This window comes from Sulfitobacter sp. (assembly GCF_041552635.1).
Classification (GTDB): Bacteria; Pseudomonadota; Alphaproteobacteria; order Rhodobacterales; family Rhodobacteraceae; genus Sulfitobacter.
Genome location: NZ_JBFEKM010000071.1, coordinates 1 through 19888, shown reverse-complemented (window position 1 = coordinate 19888; position 19888 = coordinate 1). Strand labels below are relative to the sequence as shown.

Annotated in this window: 23 protein-coding genes and 1 pseudogene; 10 read left to right on the top strand and 14 right to left on the bottom strand. The window is 58.2% G+C overall.

The window, feature by feature from the left end; all coding sequences use genetic code 11:
* The 5 genes from ABYT07_RS10300 to ABYT07_RS10280 all read right to left on the bottom strand — a co-directional run.
* Positions 1 to 810: efflux RND transporter permease subunit (locus ABYT07_RS10300; protein WP_372991379.1), on the bottom strand; the 810-nt coding region annotated here is incomplete at its 3' end.
* Between the two features lie 4 nt (positions 811 to 814).
* Positions 815 to 2263 (bottom strand): efflux RND transporter periplasmic adaptor subunit, encoded by a 1449-nt coding sequence (locus ABYT07_RS10295; RefSeq protein WP_372991377.1) that lies wholly within the window; start codon positions 2261 to 2263, stop codon positions 815 to 817.
* Positions 2264 to 2393: 130 nt separating this feature from the next.
* On the bottom strand, positions 2394 to 2936 hold the full coding sequence (moaB, locus tag ABYT07_RS10290) for a molybdenum cofactor biosynthesis protein B (RefSeq protein WP_372991375.1): 543 nt from the start codon (positions 2934 to 2936) through the stop codon (positions 2394 to 2396).
* Positions 2933 to 3538, bottom strand: a complete 606-nt coding sequence (locus tag ABYT07_RS10285) for a LysE family translocator (RefSeq protein ID WP_372991373.1) — start codon at positions 3536 to 3538, stop codon at positions 2933 to 2935. Before ABYT07_RS10285 ends, moaB begins: the two co-directional genes overlap by 4 nt.
* Positions 3531 to 4304, bottom strand: coding sequence for a uracil-DNA glycosylase family protein (locus ABYT07_RS10280; RefSeq protein ID WP_372991371.1), 774 nt, complete (start codon positions 4302 to 4304; stop codon positions 3531 to 3533). Before ABYT07_RS10280 ends, ABYT07_RS10285 begins: the two co-directional genes overlap by 8 nt.
* 154 nt (positions 4305 to 4458) lie before the next feature.
* On the opposite strand from ABYT07_RS10280, the gene ABYT07_RS10275 reads away from it, so the two are divergent.
* The 7 genes from ABYT07_RS10275 (at position 4459) to ABYT07_RS10245 (ending at position 9174) form a co-directional block, all read left to right on the top strand.
* Entirely contained in the window at positions 4459 to 5406 is a 948-nt protein-coding gene (locus ABYT07_RS10275) for an aspartate carbamoyltransferase catalytic subunit (RefSeq protein WP_372991370.1), read from the top strand.
* The gene (locus ABYT07_RS10270) at positions 5403 to 5843 is read left to right on the top strand and encodes a hypothetical protein (protein ID WP_372991368.1); all 441 of its coding nucleotides are present in this window, start codon (positions 5403 to 5405) and stop codon (positions 5841 to 5843) included. The genes ABYT07_RS10275 and ABYT07_RS10270 overlap by 4 nt, the downstream gene beginning before the upstream one ends.
* Entirely contained in the window at positions 5840 to 6352 is a 513-nt protein-coding gene (locus ABYT07_RS10265) for a hypothetical protein (RefSeq protein ID WP_372991366.1), read from the top strand. Before ABYT07_RS10270 ends, ABYT07_RS10265 begins: the two co-directional genes overlap by 4 nt.
* Positions 6353 to 6889 (top strand): hypothetical protein, encoded by a 537-nt coding sequence (locus ABYT07_RS10260; protein ID WP_372991365.1) that lies wholly within the window; start codon positions 6353 to 6355, stop codon positions 6887 to 6889.
* 127 nt (positions 6890 to 7016) lie between these two features.
* The gene (pyrC, locus tag ABYT07_RS10255) at positions 7017 to 8294 is read left to right on the top strand and encodes a dihydroorotase (protein ID WP_372991363.1); all 1278 of its coding nucleotides are present in this window, start codon (positions 7017 to 7019) and stop codon (positions 8292 to 8294) included.
* Positions 8295 to 8297: 3 nt separating this feature from the next.
* On the top strand, positions 8298 to 8909 hold the full coding sequence (gene plsY / locus ABYT07_RS10250; RefSeq protein WP_372991361.1) for a glycerol-3-phosphate 1-O-acyltransferase PlsY: 612 nt from the start codon (positions 8298 to 8300) through the stop codon (positions 8907 to 8909).
* 7 nt (positions 8910 to 8916) lie between these two features.
* The gene (locus tag ABYT07_RS10245) at positions 8917 to 9174 is read left to right on the top strand and encodes a hypothetical protein (protein WP_372991360.1); all 258 of its coding nucleotides are present in this window, start codon (positions 8917 to 8919) and stop codon (positions 9172 to 9174) included.
* Positions 9175 to 9271: 97 nt separating this feature from the next.
* Here the strand turns inward: ABYT07_RS10245 and ABYT07_RS10240 are convergent, their stop codons facing one another.
* The 3 genes from ABYT07_RS10240 to ABYT07_RS10230 all read right to left on the bottom strand — a co-directional run bounded on the left by ABYT07_RS10240 (position 9272) and on the right by ABYT07_RS10230 (position 12047).
* Complete coding sequence (locus ABYT07_RS10240; protein WP_372991359.1) at positions 9272 to 10642, bottom strand: glutamate--cysteine ligase; 1371 nt, start codon at positions 10640 to 10642, stop codon at positions 9272 to 9274.
* A 60-nt stretch (positions 10643 to 10702) separates the two neighbouring features.
* Positions 10703 to 11230, bottom strand: a complete 528-nt coding sequence (locus ABYT07_RS10235) for a hypothetical protein (protein WP_372991357.1) — start codon at positions 11228 to 11230, stop codon at positions 10703 to 10705.
* 94 nt (positions 11231 to 11324) lie between these two features.
* Positions 11325 to 12047: a 16S rRNA (uracil(1498)-N(3))-methyltransferase gene (locus ABYT07_RS10230; RefSeq protein WP_372991355.1), complete on the bottom strand. Its 723-nt coding sequence runs from the start codon at positions 12045 to 12047 to the stop codon at positions 11325 to 11327.
* 12 nt (positions 12048 to 12059) lie between these two features.
* On the opposite strand from ABYT07_RS10230, the gene ubiA reads away from it, so the two are divergent.
* The 3 genes from ubiA (at position 12060) to ABYT07_RS10215 (ending at position 15327) form a co-directional block, all read left to right on the top strand.
* Positions 12060 to 13034 (top strand): 4-hydroxybenzoate octaprenyltransferase, encoded by a 975-nt coding sequence (gene ubiA, locus ABYT07_RS10225; RefSeq protein WP_372991353.1) that lies wholly within the window; start codon positions 12060 to 12062, stop codon positions 13032 to 13034.
* Positions 13035 to 13097: 63 nt separating this feature from the next.
* Positions 13098 to 14999: an OmpA family protein gene (locus tag ABYT07_RS10220; RefSeq protein ID WP_372991352.1), complete on the top strand. Its 1902-nt coding sequence runs from the start codon at positions 13098 to 13100 to the stop codon at positions 14997 to 14999.
* Between the two features lies 1 nt (position 15000).
* Positions 15001 to 15327 carry a hypothetical protein gene (locus ABYT07_RS10215; protein WP_372991351.1) on the top strand — a complete coding sequence of 109 codons (327 nt, stop codon included), beginning with the start codon at positions 15001 to 15003 and terminating at the stop codon, positions 15325 to 15327.
* Here the strand turns inward: ABYT07_RS10215 and ABYT07_RS10210 are convergent, their stop codons facing one another.
* From ABYT07_RS10210 to ABYT07_RS10185, 6 genes and pseudogenes are all read right to left on the bottom strand, one after another.
* The gene (locus ABYT07_RS10210) at positions 15328 to 15771 is read right to left on the bottom strand and encodes a molybdenum cofactor biosynthesis protein MoaE (protein ID WP_372991350.1); all 444 of its coding nucleotides are present in this window, start codon (positions 15769 to 15771) and stop codon (positions 15328 to 15330) included. It abuts the gene before it with no gap.
* Between the two features lies 1 nt (position 15772).
* Entirely contained in the window at positions 15773 to 16018 is a 246-nt protein-coding gene (gene moaD, locus ABYT07_RS10205; RefSeq protein WP_372991349.1) for a molybdopterin converting factor subunit 1, read from the bottom strand.
* Entirely contained in the window at positions 16018 to 16677 is a 660-nt protein-coding gene (pgsA, locus tag ABYT07_RS10200) for a CDP-diacylglycerol--glycerol-3-phosphate 3-phosphatidyltransferase (protein WP_372991348.1), read from the bottom strand. Before pgsA ends, moaD begins: the two co-directional genes overlap by 1 nt.
* Before the next feature lie 122 nt (positions 16678 to 16799).
* The gene (gene uvrC / locus ABYT07_RS10195) at positions 16800 to 18665 is read right to left on the bottom strand and encodes an excinuclease ABC subunit UvrC (RefSeq protein WP_372991347.1); all 1866 of its coding nucleotides are present in this window, start codon (positions 18663 to 18665) and stop codon (positions 16800 to 16802) included.
* Between the two features lie 285 nt (positions 18666 to 18950).
* Positions 18951 to 19730, bottom strand: coding sequence for an SDR family oxidoreductase (locus tag ABYT07_RS10190; RefSeq protein WP_372991346.1), 780 nt, complete (start codon positions 19728 to 19730; stop codon positions 18951 to 18953).
* 13 nt (positions 19731 to 19743) lie between these two features.
* Positions 19744 to 19888: pseudogene (locus ABYT07_RS10185) on the bottom strand (sodium:calcium antiporter); the annotation flags it as partial.

Genomic DNA, 19888 nt, shown 5'->3' with positions numbered 1-19888 from the left:
GTCAGACCCGCGTTCAATCACCCGCGCCACATCACCCACCGTCAGGGATGATCCATCCGGATTGCTGCGCAGAACCACACCAGCGATCGCCTCGGCGCTGCGTTTCGCCGTCCCTGTGCGCACGCGGGCATTGGCCCCCGTTACATCGCCCGCAGGGTCGGCATCAACCTCGGCGGCGATGGCGCTGGCGATCTCGGCCATGGAAATATCATAGCCAATCAGCTTGGTCGACGGCACCTCTATCAATGTTTCGGGCGATGCGACGCCTTGGATCGTACTGCGCGTCACGCCGACGGCAAACAGCCTGGTGACAAATTCGTCGGCAAAACGACCCAATTGTTCAGGGCTGATCGGTCCGGTGATCACCACATCCGTCACCCGGTCACGCCAAACGCCGCGCCGCACGACGGGGTCTTCGGCGTCTTCGGGCAGGGTCGTCGCAGAATCAACCGCGGTCTGAACATCCGTCGCGGCGCGGGCCATGTCCCAGTTCGGCTCGAACTCCAGCGTGATCGTCCCGCTGCCTTCGCGGGATGCGGCGGTCGAACTTTCAACCCCTTCGACCGTCAAGAGCGCGGGTTCCAGCACCTGAACAATCGCGCTGTCCACATCTTCGGCACCAGCCCCTGTCCAGACGGTCGTGACGCTTACGCTATCCAGTATGACATCGGGAAAAAATTGCGCCCGCATGTTGGGCGCGGCGGCCACACCGGACACAAGCAACAAAACCAGTAGCAAATTCGCCGCCGTTTTATGGCGCACGAAATAGGACAAGATACCCCCGGATTTGCGCAACGAAGCATCTGCCATCTGCTTACCCACCCATCCGGCTTTCGATACGTTCAATCATCTGTGCAGGCACTTGTGGCTCTGACAATTGCGCCAAAACGCGGGCTTTGGCCTCTTGCGGCATGCGGGTGTTGCTTTCGACGAAAGCCACCAGCTTGGCGCGGCGTTCTTGCGTAAGTTCAATCATTTCGGGCACTTCCGGCGCTGCATCCGCGCGCAGTGGATTGACGGCGATGCCTGCGCCCAGCAAGGGCGACCGCGCCTCGACCACCTCGCGCCCCGCAATTGGCCCGCGCACCAGAACGGCATCCCCGACGCGACGCAGCACATCAACCTGCGCAGCCTCAAGCCGGTTGTCATCGTCCAATACCAGCACACGGCCCTGAGCATCCAATGCAGAGCTTGGCAGACGGATGACCATGTCCAACGCGGGTTCACGGACATTTACGGTGACGAAATCCCCCGGCTTGAAGCCCCGTGCTTGGGTCAAGGATGCGAAAATCAGCCGCCCGCTGGCCCCTTCCCCCGCCGCCGCACTGGCGCGAGTGATGGCCCCTTTCGCCTCAAGATCAATGCCCGCAACGTCCAACCTTGCCGTAATATCCGCCTTGATCAATGCGCCGCTTTCGTCGATCAGACGCGCATATTGCGCCGTCGAAACACGAAATGACACCTCAAGGTCGCGAGGATCAATCAGTTCTGCCAGCCGTTCATTCGCAGATACCAATCCGCCTTCGACGACGGCGGTTTCTGTTAATGTTCCGTCAAACGGCGCGGTGATTGTCGTTTCTGCCAAACGCCGTTCGGCATCCTCAAGCGCGATGTTGGTACGTGACAAAAGGCTTGCCGCCTGATCAATCCGCGCCTCGGTCTGGGTCACGACCTGACGACGGGCAAGAACTGCCTGCCGCGCGCTGGACGCTGCCAGTTCGGCGGTTTCCGTGGCGATCGCTGTGCCGACACCGCGATCGGCCAGATCAGCCTGCCGCTGAAAGGCACGGGCGCGCAGGGCCGCCTGTTCTTCGGCTGCGGCCTGTTCATCGCGGGCAAGGTCCAGTGCACGGGCGGCGTCGCGCCCTTCGGCGGTTGCATCCTGAACGGCGCTTTTGGCGCGCGCGACTTCGGCCAGGGCGTCCGCGCGATCAAGCCGGATCAGAACCTGTCCGGCCTCAACAACACCGCCATCTTCGAAGCCCGGTGCCAGTTCTGTCACGCGACCCCCGACAGCCGCGCGCAATTCAAGCGTGCGGCGGCTTTGGACCGCGCCAAAGCTTTCAAGGATAGGCACTTCGGTTCCGGGGATAGCCGTCAGCACATTGACAGAAAAAACCCGCTCGCGCGGCGCACGGGCAGCAGGTTCATCAGCCATCCGTTTTTGGACCGCACCGCCGACCAGATCGACCGCAAAGATCAAAAGCCCCAGCGTCATCGCTGCCAGAAACAGCCCGATCATGCTTTGCCGAAGAAAACGCATCCTAATCCGATCCTAAAAAACTGCCATGTCTGCGGAAAGTTAGCCCAGACGTTCGAATAACCAAATCACAGTTATGATACGTCCGCACAGGTGCATTCCGTCGCACTGGCACGAGATTTATCAGATTTTTCTATTTTCGACGTTTATGTTCGTCCAGACGCGGCATGATTTCCACGAAATTGCACGGTTTGTGGCGATAATCCAACTGCTTGACCAAAATTTCATCCCAAGCATCTTTGCACGCCCCCGGTGAACCGGGCAGCGCAAACAGATAGGTGCCCTGCGCCACACCCGCAGTGGCCCGGCTTTGAACCGCTGATGTGCCGATCTTTTGCATCGAAACGATGGTGAAAACCGTGCCGAACGCATCGATTTCCTTTTCATAAACATCGCGGTGCGCCTCTACGGTGACGTCACGCCCGGTCAGACCGGTCCCCCCTGTTGAGATCACAACATCAATCGAGGGGTCCCCGCACCAAGCACGCAGCTGTTCTGCGATTTGGTCCCGTTCATCGCGCACGATTGCGCGCTGTTCAAGAATGTGCCCAGCATCGGCGATACGCCCAACCAACACATCACCAGACCGATCTTCGGCCAGCTTGCGCGTGTCCGATACGGTCAACACCGCGATACGCACGGGTACAAAGTCGATGGTTTCGTCAATTCTGCTCATGTCCGCTCCAATACTGCCAGTCGCGCGGCGAGGGCCACGAAAATTCCACTGCTGATCCACCGCAAGGCTTGTCCGCCCTTTGCCAATTTGCGGCCCAAACCGCTTGCAAAAATCCCGACAGTCGCATTTATCACAAAGCCACCGGCCGACAGCACAGCCCCAAAGATCAGGAACTGCGCCAAAACGGGGCCCGCGTCGGGCACGACGAACTGCGGCACAAAGGCCAGCACAAACAAAATTACCTTCGGGTTTGTGAGGCTTACAATCAGCGCGCCGCGAAACGCCGATGGGCGCAACGCCAAATCCTGCCGCGCCGCCCCACCGCGTAGCGTTTGAACCGCAAGCCACAGCAAATAGGCCACACCGACCCACCGGATCACGTCAAAGGCCCACGGCACGGCGGCGATCACCGCCCCCAATCCAAGTCCGGCCAGTGTCACATGCACCATACCGCCCAACGATATTCCCGCACTTGCAGCCACAGACGCCTTGGGCCCGAAACGCATTCCCTGCCCCAAACAAAACATCATATCTGCCCCAGGCGTCAGGTTCAGCGCCAAAGCGGCAGGCACAAAAGCCAAAAGCGTCAGCGGATCAACCACGGGCAAGCCGCGCTTTCATCTCAAGCAAATCGGCCCAAGCCTCGCGCTTGAATTCGGGACTGCGCAGCAGATAGGCGGGGTGAAACATCGGCAAGGCGGGCAGACCCTGCACCTGCACCCATTGCCCGCGCAGCCGCGTAATGCCACGCTTGCCCAACAACGCTTGCGCGGCCCCATTGCCGGCAATCACCAGTACTTCCGGCTTTGCCAGCTCGATATGGCGGATCAGAAACGGCCTCATCATCGCGATCTCGTCGGGCTTTGGATCGCGGTCTTGCGGGGGACGCCACGGCAACATGTTAGTGATATAAACGGGCGCATCGGCATGGGTCCGCCCCATGTCGACAGCAGCCAACATACGGTCCAACAACTGCCCCGCAGCCCCGACAAAGGGTCTGCCCTCGCGGTCCTCTTCGCGCCCCGGTGCCTCGCCCACTATCATCACCCGCGCGCCGGGTGTGCCATCGGAAAATACCATTTTGCGCGCACCACGCTTTAGCTCGCAATGCTCGAACGCTTGCATCGCAGCGCGCAACTCGTCCAAAGTCTGGGCAGCCGCGGCAAAGCGCGCAGCTTCTGCCACCGGATCAACGCCCGCAGCCATTGGGACAACCCGCGACGATCCCGCCGTGGCCGGTTTCGGATTTTCAACGGCAGCGGGCACCTCATAGCGGTTGACCGGCGCGTCGCAAATCGCCTCGGTCGCGCCAAGTTCGATCTGCCAGTGCAAAAGCGCCAAGGCCTGATGATATTCCACTGATTCCATGGTGCCAACTTACGCGCTGCGGCCAGCAATAAAAATCCCAACTTCCAAATGGTCTTAAATCCATTCCGCACCAGCGACCCGACACACCGCCCGAATGCTTGCCCACATGCCCGCCGCCGCCTATAACGCCCCAAATAACGTGGGGTCCGCCAGTATGAGTTTCGCACACCGACATCTTTTGGGTATTGAACCCTTGTCGCAAACAGACATCACGACGCTTTTGGATTTGGCAGACACCTATGCCGACCTGAACCGCCAGCCGTATAAGCATAGCGATGCTTTGCGCGGCCTGACCCAGATCAATATGTTCTTTGAAAACTCGACCCGCACACAAGCGAGCTTTGAGATCGCGGGCAAGCGCCTTGGCGCGGATGTGATGAACATGGCGATGCAAGCGTCCTCGATCAAAAAGGGCGAAACCCTCATCGACACCGCCATGACGCTGAACGCGATGCACCCCGATTTGCTCGTGGTGCGCCATCCGCAATCTGGTGCTGTGGATCTATTGGCGCAAAAGGTGAATTGCGCGGTGCTGAACGCGGGCGACGGGCGGCACGAACACCCGACGCAGGCCTTGCTGGATGCGCTGACCATCCGCCGCGCCAAGGGCCGTTTGCACCGCCTGTCCATTGCGATCTGCGGTGACATTGCCCACAGCCGCGTGGCGCGGTCGAACATCATGCTGCTTGGCAAGATGGAGAACCGCATTCGGCTGATCGGCCCGCCCACGTTGATGCCCGCCCAGATCGGTGAATTTGGCGTCGAAGTGTTCGATGATATGGAAAAAGGACTGAAAGACGTCGATGTGGTGATGATGCTCCGCTTGCAAAAAGAGCGCATGGATGGCGGATTTATCCCCAGCGAGCGCGAATATTATCACAGATTTGGTCTGGATGCCGAAAAACTGTCCCATGCCAAGCCGGACGCCATCGTGATGCACCCCGGCCCGATGAACCGCGGCGTTGAAATCGACGGGACGCTGGCAGATGACATCAATCGTAGCGTGATTCAGGACCAGGTCGAAATGGGCGTCGCGGTGCGCATGGCCGCGATGGACCTGCTGGCGCGCAACCTTGCTGACAGCCGCAAGGGGGCTGCATGACGCCAGACGCGCAAGACGAACAAGAACTGCTGCGCTGGAGAATCTCCCCACGCGCGTTCATGTGGCGTTGCTTGGCACTGCTGGCGCTGACCATGCTGGTCTGCGCACCAATCCTGCCTTACTTTAATGCGGTGACTTGGGTCATAGCGTCTGCAATTTCGGCATTATTTTATATGTGGATCTTTGAGGATTTCCAGATTTGGTACAGCAATCGCAAGACTGTCTGGCGGCTCACCAACCGCGCGCTTTATATCAATGAACCGGACAGTTTTGACCCGTTGATACTAGCGCTTACGGACATCAGCGCCATCGGTAGGCTGTCATTGTGGTCGATCACCTTGCGCCTGCCCAACCGGCAAAATATCGTCCTGCCGCTGGTTCCAGACCTGCGCCGCACAAAGGCCCGCATCGCGGCTGCACGCGCGGTCGCCCTATGACCGATGCATTCTGGACACAGGTGCTTGAGCCCGGCGAAACCCTGCTTTGGACGGGCCGCCCAGAACCTCGTCTGTCCTTGCGCAACTTCCAACTGCTCGGGCCGTTTGTGGGGGCCTTTGGCACCGTGATCGCTGGTGGCTTGCTGCTGACTTACAATGACCTGCCCGTCTCGCAATCTGTGGTTTTGGCCGTTATTATCGCGCTTGTGGTGCTGTCGCTGGTCAAGGGGTTGAACCGCTGGACCGACCTGACCCGCACCCGCTATGCGCTGACCAACCGGCGCGCGTTGTTCTTTCGTCTGCAAAAGGGGGAAACCCGTGTCAAAGCATTCCCCCGCACTGCGGAAACCAAGCCCGACATCAAAAACACCAGCCCGCAGTCTGTGTTCTTTATCCGCCAAGAACGTGCCGATAACCCCGTCCTCGCGGCGCATTTGGGGTTCGAATACATCAATGACAGCGACGCGCTTTGCGCCATTCTTAACAACCGCCATGAGGGGGGGACCTAGGTGACTGAACTGCATATTCCCAAGGGCGAACATGGCCAGATCAGGCTGTTTGCCGTCAACCGCCCGATCGACGTGATGGCGCGTAACTTGCGCGAAATTGAAAAAACCGCCCTTATTGATGATCTGCTGGGGGTCCATGCCCCTGCTGGTACCGCAGAGCTTTTCCCTGTCTCGGACCTGGCCGGCGTTGGTCTGTCGCGCTATCTGACCGACGGCTATGCGGTTACCCAAGCCCAGATCGCCCACGACCGTACTCGGCTTGAAGCGCTGGATGGTTATGTTTTGCTGCTGTTTTCCTCGGCCTTTGATGGGCACGAAACCACGCTGACGATTGGATCGGATCTGACCTTGATCGGGACCTATGGCGAAGAACAGCCAGACAGGGCCGCGCCGCCTCTTACGGCCGAAGCGGCCCAACCCTATTCCGGCGTGCCGTCCCTGACGCCCAAAACCCCGCCAAGCGGGCGCGCCGGGGGGGCAATGGTCCTTTTGGGAATGCTTGTGATGGTAGGCCTTATATTGTGGTGGCTGATATGAAAGAACCCAAGCCCGATCCGAAAATGTCCGGTCGCGTTGCAATGATCGCGCTGCTCGTCGCCTTTGGCGTCGTGGCGATGATGGTCTGGATCGGCGCGTAAGCCCCTATTTTGAAAGAAAACTCGGCATGCTGCACTTTATCAACGCCAAGCTTATTGATCCCGAAGCCGGGACTGTCACCCATGGCACTTTGCGGGTCGACGGGGATAAAATCACCGGAATCCTGCCCGACGGCGCGCCAATTCCGGGCGATAGCGCAATCGTCGATTGCTGTGGTCAATACCTTGCGCCCGGCATTGTAGATCTGGGGGTAAAGGTCTGCGAACCCGGCGAGCGGCACAAAGAAAGCTTTCGGTCCGCAGGGTTGGCAGCAGCGGCAGGTGGGGTGACCACCATGATCACCCGCCCAGATACAGATCCCGCGATCGACAGCCCCGAGGTGCTTGAATTCGTCACCCGCCGCGCAAACGAAGTGTCGCCGGTGCATGTCGTGCCTATGGCCGCCCTGACCAAAGGCCGCGCAGGCCGCGAGATGACGGAAATCGGCTTTCTGATGGATGCAGGTGCCATTGCCTTTACGGACTGTGACCAAGTGATTACCGACACCAAAGTGTTCTCCCGCGCGCTGACCTATGCCAAAAGCCTTGGCGCGCTGGTCATTGCCCACCCCCAAGAACCGATCCTCAGCCACGGCGCTGCGGCCACATCAGGCAAATTCGCATCGCTGCGCGGGCTGCCCGCCGTATCGCCGATGGCCGAACGCATGGGGTTGGACCGCGACATCGCCCTGATCGAGATGACAGGTGCCCGCTATCACGCCGACCAAATCACCACCGCCCGCGCCCTGCCCGCGTTGGCCCGTGCCAAGAAAAACGGGCTGGATATTACGGCAGGCGTCGGCATCCACCACCTGACGCTGAATGCGCTTGATGTGGCTGATTACCGGACTTTTTTCAAACTCAAGCCACCCCTGCGCGACGAAGAAGACCGCATCGCGGTGATCGAGGCCGTCGCCTCGGGGCTCATCGACATCATTTGTTCGATGCACACCCCACAGGACGAAGAATCCAAACGTCTGCCCTTTGAGGAAGCCGCATCAGGCGCTGTCGGCCTTGAAACCTTGCTGCCCGCCGCCTTGCGTCTTGTGCATGCCGAGATGATGGATATTGCCACCCTGTGGCGTGCGCTGTCGTTCAACCCTGCAAAACGGCTTGGCCTTCCCGGCGGCCGTCTGACCGTCGGTGCCCCCGCTGATCTGGTGCTGTTTGATGACGGCGCGCCCTTCGTCATGAATCGCGAGACATTAAAATCGAAATCCCGCAACACGCCCTTTGACGGCATGCGCATGCAAGGTAAGGTCTTGGAAACTTTTGTTTCCGGACACTCCATTTATAAGGCCCCCTAGATTATGCCCCTGATTGATTCCTCTTTGCCCGCGCTCGCGCTTTGGGCCGTTCTTGGCTACCTCATTGGGTCCATCGCCTTTGGTATGGTTCTGGCGCGCGTCATGAACCTTGGTGATTTACGCGCGATCGGGTCGGGCAACATCGGTGCAACCAATGTATTGCGCACCGGCAACAAGAAAGCCGCGGCCCTAACCTTGATCCTTGACGGGGCAAAAGGTGCCGTGGCCGTGCTGCTCGCGCGGCATTTCGCAGGAGAGGCCGCAGCGCAGATCGCCGCCCTCGCCGCGATGATAGGGCATTGCTATCCGGTTTGGCTGCGTTTTCAGGGCGGCAAAGGCGTGGCAACGTTTCTGGGGATTTTGCTGGCGCTGGCCTGGCCAGTTGGCCTAGCCTGCTGTGTCGTTTGGTTGATCGCATCCTTTGCGACGCGCATTTCGTCCATGGGGGCATTGGCGGCGGCAGCGGCTTCGACGTTTTTGCTGGTGTTCATGGGCTACGGATCGGCCCTGACCCTTGGCATCCTGTTGACCATGCTGATTTTCTGGCGTCATCGTGCAAATATCAAACGCATCAAAGCAGGCGAAGAACCAAAGATCGGCGCGAAAAAGGCGTAAACTAGGATTGGACGACTTTCTGCTCGCATTTTCCGCGCTGCCCACCGGCACCCATAGGGCCACGTTTGACGGCAAGAGCTATGTCTTTTCCAAATCGAAGTTCAACGCCGGCAAAAGCTGGAAACTTGTCGCCGAGGAATTGGGCGGGACGGATTACATCAGCATGAACCTGTACGATCTGGCCAGCGGCCCACGCCTGTATCCCTGCGAAATGTCTGCTGAAAAGGTGATTACCTTTGTCTGTGGAATGGTAGTTGCGCCTTAAAATTTTTACCAGCGCCCCCTCAAACCGGAATGCCCCCGGTGCCGTGCGCTTCGGGGGCATTCGCAATGTACGGTTCTGACGGTATTCCTAGTGCGTTCTAATAGGAATAATCGGCGTAGATCCGGCTTAGATCACCGCCCCATTTCCCATTATAGTCCTCAAGCAGCTCATCCGCGGGAGTTTTCCCGGTCTCGATACTTTCTTTAAGGGCGTTCAGGAAATGCGTCTCGTCAGGGACAAGACCGCCTGCACCGCTGCGCGCACGCGCTTTCAAACCATGCTCTGACAACGCAACAGCCTCGCGGGCCAGATCATGCATTTTCACGCCGTTCACCTGCGCCTGCAGCCCATCGACCGACGCTGCAACCCGCAGACCTTCGCGGGTTTCGGCATCAAAACCTTTCACCAAATCCCACGCGCCATCCAATGTTGTCTGGTCATACATCAACCCGACCCAGAACGCTGGCAAAGCACAAAGCCGCCGCCAAGGGCCGCCATCCGCGCCGCGCATTTCGATGAATTTCTTGATCCGCGCTTCGGGGAAGGCGGTTGTCAAATGATCGGCCCAGTCGCTTAGCGTCGGAATTTCACCCGGCAATGCGGGCAGCTGCCCCTTCAGAAAATCACGAAAGGACTGCCCCAACGCGTCAATATATTTGCCGTCGCGGTAGACAAAATACATTGGCACATCGAGGGCATATTCAACCCAGCGTTCAAACCCCATGCCATCCTCAAATGCCCACGGCAGCATGCCGGTGCGCGCAGGGTCCAGATCACGCCAGACCCGGCTGCGCCAGGATTTGTGGCCGTTGGGCTTGCCCTCGAAAAATGGCGAATTCGCAAAAAGCGCGGTTGCAACAGGCTGCAACGCCAGTGCGACTCGCAGCTTTTGCACCATGTCGGCCTCGGACCCGAAATCAAGGTTCACTTGCACGGTGCAGGTCCGGCGCATCATGACCTGCCCCATGGTGCCGACCTTGGTCATGTATTCGTTCATCAACTTGTACCGGCCCTTAGGCATCAGATCCATCTGCTCGTGCGACCATTCAGGGGCAGCACCAAGCCCAATGAAACCGGCACCAATCCGGTCCGCTACATCACGCACTTCACGCAAATGCGCATTTACCTCGTCGCACGTCTCGTGAATCGTCTCGACCGGCGCGCCTGACAGTTCAAGCTGACCGCCCGGTTCAAGCGATACATTGGCACCGTCCTTGACGAGGCCAATCAGTTTGCCCCCCTCTTCAACGGGATCCCAACCATGGCCATCGCGCAACCCTTCAAGCATCGCAAGGATAGAACACTCCCCGTCGTACGGCAGGGGCAGCAATGTTTCTTTATTATAACCGAACTTTTCGTGCTCGGTACCGATGCGCCAGTCTTCCTTAGGCTTGCAGCCGTCGGCCAGATATTGCGCCAACTGGTCGTGATGTTCGATCGGGCCACCGCCGGATTGAGGGATAGACATAAAGGCAGGCTCCGGGATTATTTCGTTTGAATTTAGGGATGGTGCGATTTTCCCGAGGTGTCAATGCAACAGGACAGAACTTGGCCGCAACGTACGTCTTTCCCAAATCACGACCGACAGCGTTTTGTCATCGGCCAATTCGGCCAACATCCGCTCTGTTCTAAGTCCTGGCAGCGACGCAAAGGCATCAAACAACGCATCTGACCCAGCGGCATCCACAGGGATCATCACGGCATTTTGTCCGGGCTGCTCCAACTTCCAATGGGCAGGGTACGCCCCCCGCTCAAGGCTCAACCGTTCCATCTCTCTCAAGGCCACGACGCCACCGGTCAAAGGGCCAAAATACGCAATCTGCCCCTCATCCACCTGAACGGCCCCCACACCCATACCGCTTTTGCGAAATCTCGCGCGCTGCACGCCTAGCCACACAAAGGCCACCCCCGTCGCCACCAAGGCCGATCCCGGCAAAGCCAGCAAGAGACCTGGCCCCACGATCAACCAAAGCCCCGTCAGAACCATGGCTATCCCACCCAGAACCTCGCGCCAGCGCCACAGTTCCGCTTTCGCCTCGGGCCTTAGAAATGACATTGCAAGCTCCTGACTTCTCTGGCTTTCAAATATCCCACGGGGGTTTGGGGGTGTGAAACCCCCATTTGCATGACATATCGACGGTCACCGGACATCAGGTCCAATCCCCGAACGCCTGCTGCCAAACTGTCATCGCCGCCACCGCCGCCGTGTCGGCCCGTAAAATGCGCGGACCCAAAGTCACCGCCTTGGTATACTCCAACCCGCGCAAACGGTTGCGTTCACGCTCTGAAAATCCACCTTCGGGGCCGATCAATATCCCCCAAGGGCCGCTTCCAGACTGCCCCAGCCCAGCATCAGTGCCCGCCAAAGCCTCATCACAGAACATCAAGGACCGCGCCGGATCCCACTGATCGATCAACCGGTCCAGCTTCACCATCTCGGCCACCTCTGCCACAAACGTCGCGCCGCATTGTTCTGCAGCCTCAACCGCATGGGCCTGTAACCTGTCACGCTGCACCCGGCCTGCGTTGGTGAATTCTGTCTGCACCGGCACAATCCGACGCGCGCCCATTTCAGCGGCTTTCTCGACAATAAAATCAGTGCGCGCTTTTTTGATCGGGGCAAAGATCAACCAAAGATCGGGGGGCACTTGCAAAGGTTTGGTCGGTGCCGCGCATTGCAAAACACCGCCCCGTTTGCCGGCTTCGACAACCTCGGCCCGCCATTCCCCGTCGTGGCCATTAAACAGCAACACCTGCGCGCCCACGCCCAGCCGCATCACCCCGAAAAGGTAGTGCGCCTGCGATTTATCCAACGGAACCGATTGCCCCGCCCCCAAGCCATGCTCTACATATAGTCTGATTTTCGCGTTCATGAGCCATGATATATGCAAGACATCCCCCCTACGCCAGATGCCCCCGAAAATAACCGCGTGGCTGATGCGGCTTCGGACAATTGGGTTGACCGGTATGCCCCGGCCTTCACAAGGCCGTACCTGCGGTTAAGCCGTGCAGACCGGCCAATCGGGACATGGCTGTTGTTGCTGCCGTGTTGGTGGGGGTTGACGCTGGCGATGCTATTTGACCAGCAGCCCAGCTGGTTTGATCTGTGGATTTTCGTCGGTTGCGGGCTTGGCGCGTTCTTGATGCGCGGTGCAGGCTGCACCTGGAATGACATCACAGACCGCGATTTTGACGCTCAGGTTGCGCGGACACGGTCACGGCCGATCCCGTCGGGCCAAGTCAGCGTCAAAGGCGCTGCTGCATGGATGGTGGCCCAAGCCCTGATCGCGTTCTGCATCCTGTTGACCTTTAACTATGCCGCCATTTCACTGGGCATTCTGGCGTTGCTGCCGGTTGCAATCTATCCCTTTGCCAAGCGGATCACATGGTGGCCACAGGTGTTTCTTGGCATCGCGTTCAACTGGGGTGCGCTGCTGGCATGGACCGCACATACCGGGTCGCTGGGGGCCCCTGCGGTGGTCCTTTATTTTGGGGGCATCGCTTGGACGCTGTTTTATGATACCATCTATGCCCATCAGGACACCGAAGATGACGCGCTGATCGGGATCAAATCCACCGCCCGCCTGTTTGGCGAAAACACCTCGCAATGGTTGCGCCGTTTCTTGATGGCGACTGTGGGTCTGATGGGGTTGGCCGTGGTTTTCGCCCTTCGCGAGAAGGCATCGTTTCTGGCAATGGTACTCGCTCTTGGCGGCCCTTGGGCGATGGGCTGGCATATGGCGTGGCAATTGCGCGGCCTGGACATCACCAATAACGAAAAGCTTCTGCAACTGTTTCGTGTTAACCGGGACACTGGCATGATCCCGCTGATCTTTTTCGCCGCAGCACTGCTGGCGTGATTGCACCACGGCCCCCCCGCGCGTATCAACGGCCATAACGTCAACTGTCCCAGAAACGAGCCTATGCGTTTATCCGTCATCCTGATCATCGCGCTGACCTTTTCGGCAGCGGCGGCACTCTCGCTTGTGGCTGCCAATTTTTCGGTAACCCTGATCGAAGATAATTCCGAAATCGGCGTGCGTGATGTGCTGGATGAAAAGGGAATGGTTTGGGCCGAGGTCGAGGCTGACGGCCTGCAAGTGACCCTGTCGGGTACCGCACCAAACGAGGTGATCCGTTTTAACGCGCTCAGCGCCGCGGGATCAGTTGTGGATGCTGCGCGTGTGATTGATGAAATGGCTGTGGTCTCTCAGGCAGCGATCGCCGCCCCCCGATTTTCGGCTGAAATCTTGCGCAACGATTCTGGCGTGTCGATCATCGGGCTGATCCCCACGACAACCGACCGCGACGCTGCGATCAACCGCTTTAACACAATCGTCGGGTCCCAGAACGTCGCTGATCTTTTGGAATCTGCAAACTATCCTGCCCCCGAAGGATGGGAAGACGCTTTTGCCTTTGCGATTCTCGCCATGGAAAAACTGCCGCGCGCCAAGGCTTCGGTTTCTGCCGGGCGAATTGATATCACTGCTATTTCCGACAGCGCCGCTGAAAAAGCCCGCCTTGAGGAACAATTGCGCCGCGCAGCACCGCCCGGCCTCTCTGTCACGCTGGACATCGCGACACCGCGACCGGTCCTGACGCCGTTTACCCTGCGCTTTCAAATCGGCGACGATGCGACCGGGTTCGATGCTTGCAGCGCTGACACCGAAAAAGCCAGCGCGCGGATTACTGCCGCCGCGAAAACGGCAGGGGCGACCGGCACGATCCGCTGCACGGTCGGCCTTGGCGTGCCAAGCCCTCGTTGGTCGGAAGCCGTTGAAAAAACCATCAAAACACTTGCTGAAATAGGCAAGGGATCGGTCAATTTCGTGGATGCCGACATCACTTTGGTTGCGGCAGCAGGCACCGATCAAGGCGTCTTTGACCGCTTGGTAGGAGAGCTGGAAAACGCGCTGCCTGACGTTTTTGTTCTGAATGCGCGTCTGACCGAAGCCGTTGATCCAAATGCCGGCCCGCCTGAGTTTGTCGCCACCTTGGCAAAGGACGGCAAGGTCCAATTGCGCGGACGGCTTAGCGATGATGCGCTGCGCGAATTGGCTGACAGCTATGCCAAAGCCAGCTTTGGGTCGGACAAAGTTTATACGGCAGCGCGAATCGTTGATGACCTGCCTGCCGATTGGCCGACACGCGTTCTTTCGGGACTTGATGCTTTATCCAAGCTGGCAAACGGCACCGTGGTCGTCCAGCCGGACAACGTCAGCGTAACCGGCAATACCGGAAATCCGGATGCCGGCTCGCAGATCGCAACGATGCTGGCCGGAAAGCTGGGTGAAGGACAACAATATGATATCGCAGTTGTATATCAGGAGAAACTCGATCCCGTTCTCGGTCTGCCCACCCCCGAAGAATGCGAAGCCCAGATCGCCGAGGTCGTGGCAGCTGGCAAGATCAACTTTGAACCAGGCAGTGCGACAATTGATGCCTCGGCCCTTTCAACGATGGACCAAATCGCAGAAATCCTGAAAACCTGCGGCGATATCGCGCTCGAGGTTCAGGGATATACCGATAGTCAGGGGCGCGAGGAAATGAACCTTGCCCTTAGCCAGTCGCGGGCGCAATCAGTCCTGAACGAACTGCGCGCGCGCCGCGTTCTGACGGCGTCATTTGTCGCAAAAGGCTTTGGTGAAGAAGCCCCCGTGGCGTCAAACGAAAGCGAAGAAGGTCGCGAGGCCAACCGTCGTATCGAATTCCGCCTGATCCGTCCCGACCAACAAGAAGGTGCCGCAGCCGAAACAGCGCTGGAAAACCCCGACGATTCAGGTGATACAGACGCACCCGGCAACACGACCCAAGAAGGCAACTGACATGAGCAGAACCGAATTTGTCATCGCAACCGCGATCATCCTGTTCGTCGCCTTCTGCATGGGCTGGTTCGCAAACTGGCTTTTGCATCGCTTTACACGTGTTGCCGCCGACGATGTGGCGCAACTGGACCGGATGAGCCAAGAACTTCATGAAGCCGAAGAAACACGCGATCAGGCGATCACCTATCTTCAACAACGCGAGGCAGAGCTGACCAACCAGCTTAGCCAGACAGAAGCAGAACTGCGTGCAGCGATGGACGGTTTGCGTGATGCCCGTCACGAGGCGGAAGAAATGCGCAACTACATCGAACGCCAGCAAGCGGGCTGATCACCAGCGAGTCAACGCATCCTCGTCCTCATCCTTTGAGGCGACCCATTCCGCGCCACTGGCAGTAATCTCTCGCTTCCAGAACGGTGCGCGGGATTTAAGATAATCCATCAAGAATTCGGCCGCTTCAAACGCGTCCTTGCGGTGCCGCGCGGCGGTTGCGACCATCATGATCATCTCGCCGGGGACCAACCGCCCAAAGCGATGGATCACCAGCGCATCCCCAAGCGAGAACCGTTCAATCGCCGTCTGCGCCATGCTCTTGAGCGCAGCTTCCGTCATGCCGGGATAATGTTCGATTTCCATGGCCTGCAAAGGGTCGCCGGGCAGATCGCGCACAACGCCGGTAAAGGTCACGATCGCGCCCATATCCTTGTGCCCGCTGGCAAATTCCGCCGAGATAGCGCCAAGGTCAAACGGTTCTTCTTGGACAGAAACGCGCATCTCAGCCTCCGGTCATCGGTGGAAAGAACGCAACTTCGCGCACACCGGCAAGCGGGGTGTCGAAATCAGCAAGCTCTTGATCGACCGCAACCCGAAGGCTGTCTAGATCCGAGAATGCCAAATCATAGCGATCTTCGCGCGCGCGTAATTCGGCCACCAGATCAGCCACCGTCGCGGCAGTCGTTTCGACCTGCTCACGCGGCACGCCGATACGTTCACGTACCCAAGCAAAATAAAGAATGTCCATTACTTCGGCTCCTTCAAATGCGGCAAGGCTTTGCGCAGATAATCAATGCCGGTGATGGCGGTCAGTGCGGCTGCGATCCACAGCAACACAAGCCCGACAAAACCGGCCCAAATCTCAAGGTCCAGATCAACACCGGTCAACTCATGCTCAAGTCCGATACCGGTCACCTCGCCCGTGATCATGTCCACCCCGATGTCCGAGATTCCAAAGTAATGCTCGAACACACCTTGGCTGAACAGGACTGCAATCGCGACCATCTGCGCTGTGGTCTTCCATTTGGCCAATTGCGTGACCTTCAGCGTCCCTGAGACATCGCCCAGAAACTCCCGCAGACCCGATACGAAAACCTCGCGAAACAAGATGACTGTGGCAGGCAAAACCAACCAAGGCGACCAGCTGGAAAAAGCGATGATCACCATCAGCGCGATCACGACCATCGCCTTGTCCGCAATCGGGTCCAACATCGCACCCAGCTTGGTTTCTTGCTTCCAAGCGCGGGCAAGATATCCGTCGAACCAATCCGTGATTGCCGCCGAAACAAACAAGAGCATCGCCAGACCGTCAGCAAAGGGTCTGGTAAAATACAAAAACATCACAGCCACACCCGGTGCCGCGATCAGACGCATCAGCGTCAGGATATTGGGAATATTCCACTTCATTCCAGCACTCTATCGCGCCAATCACTTAGGTTAAAGCACCAAGATGCAGGCTTCATTTTGCGAAATAAACTCTCCCGCAGTGCGTCCAGCCCCTGCACATCACGCCCACGCCAGCGGCCCCGTCACCCACGTTCATGGAAAAATGCGTATATCCGCTCTGCCAATGCGCGCGATACACCTTCGACCGCCAGCAAATCGCTCAGGTTCGCGCGACCTACCGCCTTGGCCGACCCGAAATGCGCAAGCAGTGCCCGCTTGCGCGCAGCACCGACACCGGGGACCTCATCCAGCGGCGTGGCTCCAACCGCCTTGGCCCGTTTGGCGCGGTGCGTACCAATGGCAAAGCGGTGCGCCTCGTCGCGCATGCGCTGGACGAAATACAACACCGGATCATTGTGCCGCAGCGCCATCGGCCGTTTGCCAACCCGGTGGAATTCTTCCTTGCCCGCGTCACGATCGACACCTTTCGCAACGCCAATCATAGGAATATCCTCGACCCCGTATTCGCGCATAATCGACACAACAGCGCTGACCTGCCCTGCGCCCCCGTCAATCAACAGCAGATCAGGCCACATGCCCAGCTTACGATCCGGATCTTCCTTCAGCAGCCGTTTGAACCGACGGGTCAGCACCTCTTTCATCATACCAAAGTCATCACCGGGGGTCAGATCGTCGCCCCGGATGTTGAACTTGCGGTATTGGTTTTTCATCATGCCGTCAGGCCCTGCGACAACCATGCCACCAACGGCATTGGTCCCTTGAATATGCGAGTTGTCGTACACTTCAATCCGCTGCGGGGGCGCGGGCAGATCGAACGCTTCGGCCAGACCTTTCAACAAGTTGGTCTGGGTCGCTGTCTCGGCCAGTTTACGCGCCAGCGATTCGCGCGCATTGCGCAGGGCACCATCGACCAGTTCTGCTTTTTCGCCCCGCTGCGGGACCAGCAATTCAACCTTGCGCCCCAGCTTGCCTGACAACGCATCCGCCATCAGGTCTGGATTCTCGATCTCGTTCGACAGGATCAACTGACGCGGCGGTTCGCGCGTGTCGTAGAATTGCCCGATGAACGCCTCAAGGACCTCGGCGGCGTCAACATCGGGGCCCACGCGCGGATAATAATCGCGGTTGCCCCAGTTTTGGTTCGCCCGAATGAAAAACACCTGAACGCAGGCCTGCCCCTGATCTAGATGCAGCGCGATGATATCGGCCTCGGACACCCCTTGCGGGTTGATGCCTTGCGCCGTCTGCACCTGAGTCAACGCCTTGATCCGGTCCCGCAGGGCAGCAGCGCGCTCGAACTCCATCTCTTCGGATGCCACCGCCATGTCCGCTGCAAGTCGCACCTGAATATCCGTTGATTTACCATTCAGGAACTTTTGCGCATCCTGCACCGTCTTGCGATACTCTTCGGGGGATATCTTGCCCACACAGGGGGCCGAACACCGTTTGATCTGATGTTGCAGGCAAGGCCGCGTGCGGCTTTCGAACATCGCATTCGAACAGTCGCGCAGCAAGAATACGCGCTGCAATTGGTTCAGCGTCCGGTTCACTGCACCCGCGCTGGCGAAAGGACCATAATAGTCGCCCTTTTCCTTTTTCGCGCCCCGGTGTTTCTTGATCTGCGGATAGTCCCCGTCCGCAGTGACCAAAATATTTGGAAAACTCTTGTCGTCGCGCAGCAAGACGTTGAACTTGGGCTTGAGCTGCTTGATCAGGTTCTGTTCCAGCAGCAGCGCTTCGGTTTCGGTTTTGGTGGTCAGAAACATCATCGAAGCAGTGTTCGAGATCATCCGCGCGATGCGTCCCGAATGCCCCGATGGCCGCGCGTAATTGCTGACCCGTGCGCGCAGATTACGTGCCTTGCCGACATACAAAACCCTGCTCTCGGAATCGAGCATACGGTACACACCTGGGGAGCCATCAATCGTCTTGAGATAGGATTGGATGACCTCATAGCCGGTCTTCGGGGTGTCGGTCGCGTCAGTCATTGATTCGGCTTCTTTGGCTTAAGTGCTGCAACAGGTTTGTCGCGGCGACAAGGTTAAACATACCCCCGACTCCTGTGGATAACTGTGCAGATAACTTTCTGTGAAATCCAATTTTTCCTTGTTTTTAACAGCCTTCCCGCAATCGCACAAATTTTAGGCAAATTTATAAGACGCTGTTTTAAAATGATATTTTTATTATATGTCTCCAAGTGACTGAAAACAGGCGCTATTTGTTACAGTTTTGTTAACGGCGTCAACCAAAGTGCAAAACTTTCGGCCGGGGACTTATTCCAGCCCCTGAACGTCAGGCGTTCTCCACGCCAGATGTTGCCCGCCGTCCGTGCATAGCAGCTGCCCTGTAACTGATGGTGCATCCAGAAAATAGCCCAAGGCGGCACTGATGTCTTCGGGGTTTGCACCACGCTCCAAGATCACCCGCGCACGTTGATTGGCGAAATGATCTTCGGTCTGTTTGGCACCTTTTAATGTGGGGCCGGGTCCGATTGCATTGACTCGCACCGACGGTGCCAACGCTTGGGCTGTGGTTTGGGTCATTGCCCAAAGCCCCATTTTGGCAATGGTATAGGTCATGAACTCAGGGGTCAGTTTGCGCACCCGCTGATCCAGCATGTTGACAATCAAGCCACTCCCCCGAGGTTCCCCCCTGTCGTCGATGTCAGCAACCAGACCCTGCGATGCCATTGCTTGGGTCAACACAAACGGTGCACGCAGATTGCTGCCGATATGCCGGTCCCAGCTTTCTTCGGTCGCAGTCGTGACGGTGTCATGTTCAAAGATCGACGCGTTATTGATCAGGCAGGTAATAGGCCCGCCCAGCGCCTCCAGCGCGCGGGGGAAAAGGCTTTGAGTCTCGTTTTCGTTCAGCAGATCAGCTTGCACTGCAACGCCACGCTGACCTTTTGCGGCAAGCTGAGCAACGACCTCGTCTGCGCCGTCGGACGACGTATTATAATGCACCGCAACATCAAAGCCGCGGTCACCCAGATACAGCGCCATGGCACGCCCCAGACGTGCGCCGGCCCCTGTCACCAATGCATTTTTCATGGCTAGGTCTCTCTTAAATCAAAACGATAGTCAGGTAGAGCGCGTAGATCGCGCAAAGCAAAACACCCCAGAGCCGCGTGATGTCCCGACCCAAATAAACGAACGGGATCAGTAACAGCGATGCGCCCAGCATGACCCAAAAGTCAAACCGCAGGAAT